This is a genomic window from Veillonella magna DSM 19857 (assembly GCF_000428745.1).
Taxonomy (GTDB): Bacteria; Bacillota; Negativicutes; order Veillonellales; family Veillonellaceae; genus Veillonella_A; species Veillonella_A magna.
Window position 1 is genome coordinate 1 of the sequence record NZ_AUAN01000030.1, and the last position, 4,806, is coordinate 4,806.

The following is a 4,806-nucleotide window of genomic DNA, read 5'->3' on the forward strand; positions in this document are numbered from 1 at the left end:
AAAGTTGGCAACGTTAAAGTAACCGGCGACGTTCGTTTGCGTTATCAGGGATATGATGAAGATGGCGGATTCCAGAGTTTCCAAGATTTAGGCTTGGATAAAGAAGATGTTGACGATGCCGTTGCTTTGGGCGTTGTAAGTGAAAAAGACGGTAAGGTCGCAAAAGATGCACTTGAAGATGGTGCACGAATCGTTAAAAAAGACGGTAAATTTGATAAACGCTCCAAATTTGATTATCGTGGACGTATTCAGTTCAATGCTACGGTAAATGAAAATACGAGCGCAGTTGTACGTGTAAGTACTGGTAATACCGAATTCGGTAATGGTTCTTCTAGCGATGTAGAATTCGATCGCATGTATGTAACTCACAACTTCGGTAAAGACTTCAATTTGACAGCTGGTCGTTTTGGCGCTTTCATCGGTAATGGCTTAATTTATGATGATGCATTTGATGGCGCTGCATTAACCTATGCTGGTGATAAAGTAAACGCTACTGTAGCTCATGGATACTTCGTAGCGGGTACTTTATTCGACACTTTGCAGAATAAAATTGGTAACACAGACTATTATGCAGATTATAGTAAGTCCTTTGATGGTTTGAGTGCTGATGATAACGCTACCGTAACTGTATTCCAGGCAAATGCAAAATTAGGTAATCATGCAACTGTAGGTGGTTTCTATGCTTGGGGTAACCAGAACCTCGATAATGATATCTACGGTGGTTCCTTAGACCTGAACTTCAACAAAGTATGGGTTGGTGGCGAATATGCTACTTGGAAAGATGACTTTGCTAATGATGGAGACAAAGACGCTTGGGTAGCAGGTATCGGTTATGGCGACTACAATATCGCTAAGGAAGGTACTTGGGGCGTTAAAGTTCAGTACTTTGACGAAGGAAAATACTCTCCGGTAATTAGTTCCACTTGGAACCAGCCGTTCAACAGCGACTACAAAGCATGGATGGCTACGGTAGACTATGCATTGGCTAAGAACGTAGGTCTTTCCGCTTATGCAACATTCAATGGTGAAGACCAGAATGGTGATGATGCACCGAACTACTACCGTGCAGAACTTAACTACAAATTCTAATCTTAGACTTGTAGCGTAAATAAAAACAGAGTCTCGAAAGAGGCTCTGTTTTTTTGTATGTGAAGAGTCATAAATCTTTTATTAATCTATCAGTCTTTCCAAAATAGCAATGTAGCTACAAACATTCCTCTGCTATAATAAATATGAGAAAAGACTACACTGGCGGTCACAACTTTCCCACTGTTCATTTTGCAATTCCCTTTAGCGATGCTACAATGAGGAAAAGGAAGTGTATTTAAATGAACACAGCAAAGCCTATTGCATCAATGCATGAAAATTGGGCGTATCAAACTTATGAAGTATCATCTCAAATTCTATTACACGAAGGTACTAAAAGTTACAGTACACATCAATACCGTATGCCATCATGGCAAGATGTGACGATTACAGAAAATTTTCTATTCGAAAAAGTAATGCATAATAAACGAATTTGCAAGCGGTTGATTGAAAAAATTTTAGGTATCACCATTCAGTCCATTGAATTCCCGGAAGCAGAAAAATCAATTGCCATTCGACGCGATAGTAAAAGCGTCCGTCTAGATGTGTATGTAACCGATAACACAGGACGTGTTTACGACATTGAAATGTAATGTACCAATCCACTGGATGATGAACTCATCCGCCGTACTCGTTACTATCAAAGCATGATTGATATGGATCTGATCAATAAAGGTCGCAACTATGCAGAACTCAATTCTACATATATCATCTTTATCTGTACCTTTGATCTATTTGGATTAGGTCGTCCGATGTATACATTTCGGAACCTTTGCCTTGAAGATACTAACCTGGAACTTAATGATGGAACGACGAAATTATTTCTTAATAGTACTGCCGTCATTCCCTACGAGTCACCTGATATATTTCCGTATTCGGACTTAGACGATGATGTTTTTTATTTCTTACAATACATTAACGGTCATGCCCCGCAAGGAACGTTTGTAAATGAAATCAACGAAGAAGTAACTAAGGTAAAAGAGAACAAAGAAATGGAGAAATCATATATGACATACGCAATGGAAATCGAAAGACGTGAACGAATCGCCCGTAATATAGGGATGAAAGAAGGAATACAAAAAGGTATGAAAAAGGGATTAGCTCAAACTGCCTTAGCTATGTTAGAAGAAAATATCCCTCTTGATGTAATTAGTAAGTGTACTTCATTGACGGTACAAGAAATAGAGGCTCTTGCTAAAGAACATCACGTATTGTAAATCTACCACTACTTAATAAGCCGTAGTAAGGGATCATGTCCTCTTACTACGGCTCGTATTATTTATAATATTTGATTAGAAGCACCTTCATACTAATAGAATTATTCAGTTACTGTTGGCTAACACTAAAAATAGTTAGTCTTTCACAAAGCCATCATACCACGTATTCCATTGTGGATTCGTATAATCCCAGTAATGAAATAACTCACGGGTTGCTTCATTTCTATTTGCCTCGGGCTTGTTGTACCAAACAGTAGGAATGTAATCTCCATACGTAGCATTGGGAAGTACAATCCATTCGGTTCCCCACTTCTTTTCATAGGTATCAGACAAAGCTAGTTTTGTACGATTGATAGGACCTAGTTCCTTTCTAAAAGCCGATGTAAAGTCACTGATATTATCGCCCAGATATAAAATTACATCATAGTTTTTAGCTACTTCAGCACGTCGCGCATCCTTATTAAATTCGCGAGCTTCATTCATTGGCATAACATGCAAATCATCCGCATCCGGGAATCCAAAATGTTGTAACTGTGCAACAGCTAACTCTTTTGTATCGTAAGCGCGATTGGTGATATAAAAACTTGTTACACCTTTTGATTTTGCATAGTTAAAAAATTCTACAGCCCCCGGAATTGGTTGGTCTGCTGTAGAAGCTACCGCATGATAATACCCTTTACGTGGTCCGTTATCCCACGTTCCGGGTTTATTCATCATGGTTGCTTGGTAGGTAGTATCCGACATAATCGTTTGATCCACATCTGTTACGATTGCCAGCGGTTTGTCATATCGTTCAGGATGCTTCAAGGCATTATCTAACTGCAATTTAGCAAGGACAAACGCTTGCTTTTGCAATCCCACAACCTCGGCGGATAACTGGTACACAATACCATTTACATACGTATCCTTACGTCCATCACCGGTTACTGAATCACTAGGTGAATTCGCGTACGTTGTTGTCGCACTCATCACAGTATATAGAATCATGCCTACTACACCTACACTGAGAAATTTTTTTGTACGGTAAAGTTTCATTATGAATACCCTCCTAATGTAAAAGCTCTCAATGCTTCTAATCCTTAGTAGAATATCATATTGAAATGTAATTTCGCAATACAGTAATAAGCATTCCTCTGTTATAATAAATACAAGGAAAGACTACACTAGCAGTCACAACTTTCCCACTGTTCATTTTGCAATTCCTTTTAGTGATGTTACAATGAGAAAAAGGAAGTGCATGATGATACTATTGAAAGTCCAACATATAGGTATCGTTCAGTTACGTCTGGCGAATGCCTTCACTCAACCTATATGCCAGACTTTCCTAATCTCGGACGGTGGGAATGATGGGTGCGCATATGTCGCAGGTGTGTCATTCGTAAGACCTGACCACCGAGATATATGTGCATCCATCAAGTTCTTACTTTTTGTTCGAAAAGGTAATGCATAACAAACGCATTTGCAAACGATTGATTGAAAAAATTTTAGGTATCACCATTCAGTCCATTGAATTCCCGGAAGCAGAAAAATCAATTGCTATTCGCCGAGACAGTAAAAGCGTCCGATTAGACGTATATGTAATATGAAAGAAAGTCCTGTATATAGGCGTCATAAGTCAGGTCTAGCGAATGATGTTGTTCAACTTATATACAGGACTCTCTTCTCCCCGGTGCTGGGAAAGAGGGATTCATAGATATCGAAGATGCGTCATTCGTAAGACCTGACCATCAAGATATCTATGAATCTCTCGTAATATTTTTTATTTCTTACAATACATTAACGGTCATGCCCCGCAAGGAACGTTTGTAAATGAAATCAACGAAGAAGTGACTAAGGTTAAAGAAAGCAAAGAAATGGAGAAATCATATATGACATACGCAATGGAAATCGAAAGACGTGAACGAATCGCCCGTAATATTGGACTTGAAGAAGGTATTCGGAAAGGTATAGAGGAAGGTGTACAAAAAGAGCAACTTCGTTTTATTTTAGCTCTTTTAGAGAAACACGTATCATTAGAAACGATTGTAGCTGCATCCAATCTTTCAGCCGAGACCATTAAGGCGATTGCCCATAAACATGGAATGGATATTTAAGAAAAGAATTAATATATCAAAAGCCGTGGTAAGGGACTGCATTCTCTTGCTACGGTTTATTTCATGTCTATAAAATAAAAGCACGCTTATTTCCTAATTCGCAATGCAATCATAATTATTCCTCTGTTATAATGAATACAAGTATAAAAAGAGTCCTGCATATAGGTATCGCAAGTCAGGTCTAGCGAATGACGTTGTTCAACCTGTATACAGTACTCTCTTCTCCCCGGTGCTGGGAAAGAGGGATTCATAGATGTCGAAGATGCGTCATTCGTAAGACCTGACCAGCGAGACATCTATGAATCCCTCGGAATATTTTTTATTTCTTACAATACATTAACGGTCATGCCCCGCAAGGAACGTTTGTAAATGAAATCAACGAAGAAGTAACTAAGGTAAAAGAGAACAAA

Annotated in this window: 5 protein-coding genes; 4 read left to right on the forward strand and 1 reads right to left on the reverse strand. The window is 38.7% G+C overall.

The features are described 5' to 3' along the window. From G344_RS0106885 to G344_RS10955, 3 genes are all read left to right on the forward strand, one after another. The coding region (locus G344_RS0106885; RefSeq protein WP_028255550.1) for a putative porin at positions 1-1,089 on the forward strand (1,089 nt) is incomplete at its 5' end. A 239-nt stretch (positions 1,090-1,328) separates the two neighbouring features. After that, entirely contained in the window at positions 1,329-1,679 is a 351-nt protein-coding gene (locus tag G344_RS11800) for a hypothetical protein (protein ID WP_051245854.1), read from the forward strand. Positions 1,680-1,691: 12 nt separating this feature from the next. Next, complete coding sequence (locus G344_RS10955) at positions 1,692-2,303, forward strand: Rpn family recombination-promoting nuclease/putative transposase (protein WP_277352588.1); 612 nt, start codon at positions 1,692-1,694, stop codon at positions 2,301-2,303. A 135-nt stretch (positions 2,304-2,438) separates the two neighbouring features. Here G344_RS10955 and G344_RS0106895 read toward each other — a convergent pair whose 3' ends face one another. Beyond that, complete coding sequence (locus tag G344_RS0106895; RefSeq protein ID WP_028255551.1) at positions 2,439-3,338, reverse strand: 5'-nucleotidase, lipoprotein e(P4) family; 900 nt, start codon at positions 3,336-3,338, stop codon at positions 2,439-2,441. A gap of 833 nt (positions 3,339-4,171) precedes the next feature. On the opposite strand from G344_RS0106895, the gene G344_RS10960 reads away from it, so the two are divergent. Next, positions 4,172-4,396: an RpnC/YadD family protein gene (locus tag G344_RS10960; protein ID WP_028255553.1), complete on the forward strand. Its 225-nt coding sequence runs from the start codon at positions 4,172-4,174 to the stop codon at positions 4,394-4,396. Positions 4,397-4,806: the final 410 nt, after the last annotated feature.

Coding starts and splice junctions, on each gene's coding strand:
- G344_RS11800 (WP_051245854.1), top strand. CDS start 1,329: ATGAACACAGCAAAGCCTATTGCATCAATGCATGAAAATTGGGCGTAT.
- G344_RS10960 (WP_028255553.1), top strand. CDS start 4,172: ATGACATACGCAATGGAAATCGAAAGACGTGAACGAATCGCCCGTAAT.
- G344_RS0106895 (WP_028255551.1), bottom strand. CDS start 3,338: ATGAAACTTTACCGTACAAAAAAATTTCTCAGTGTAGGTGTAGTAGGC.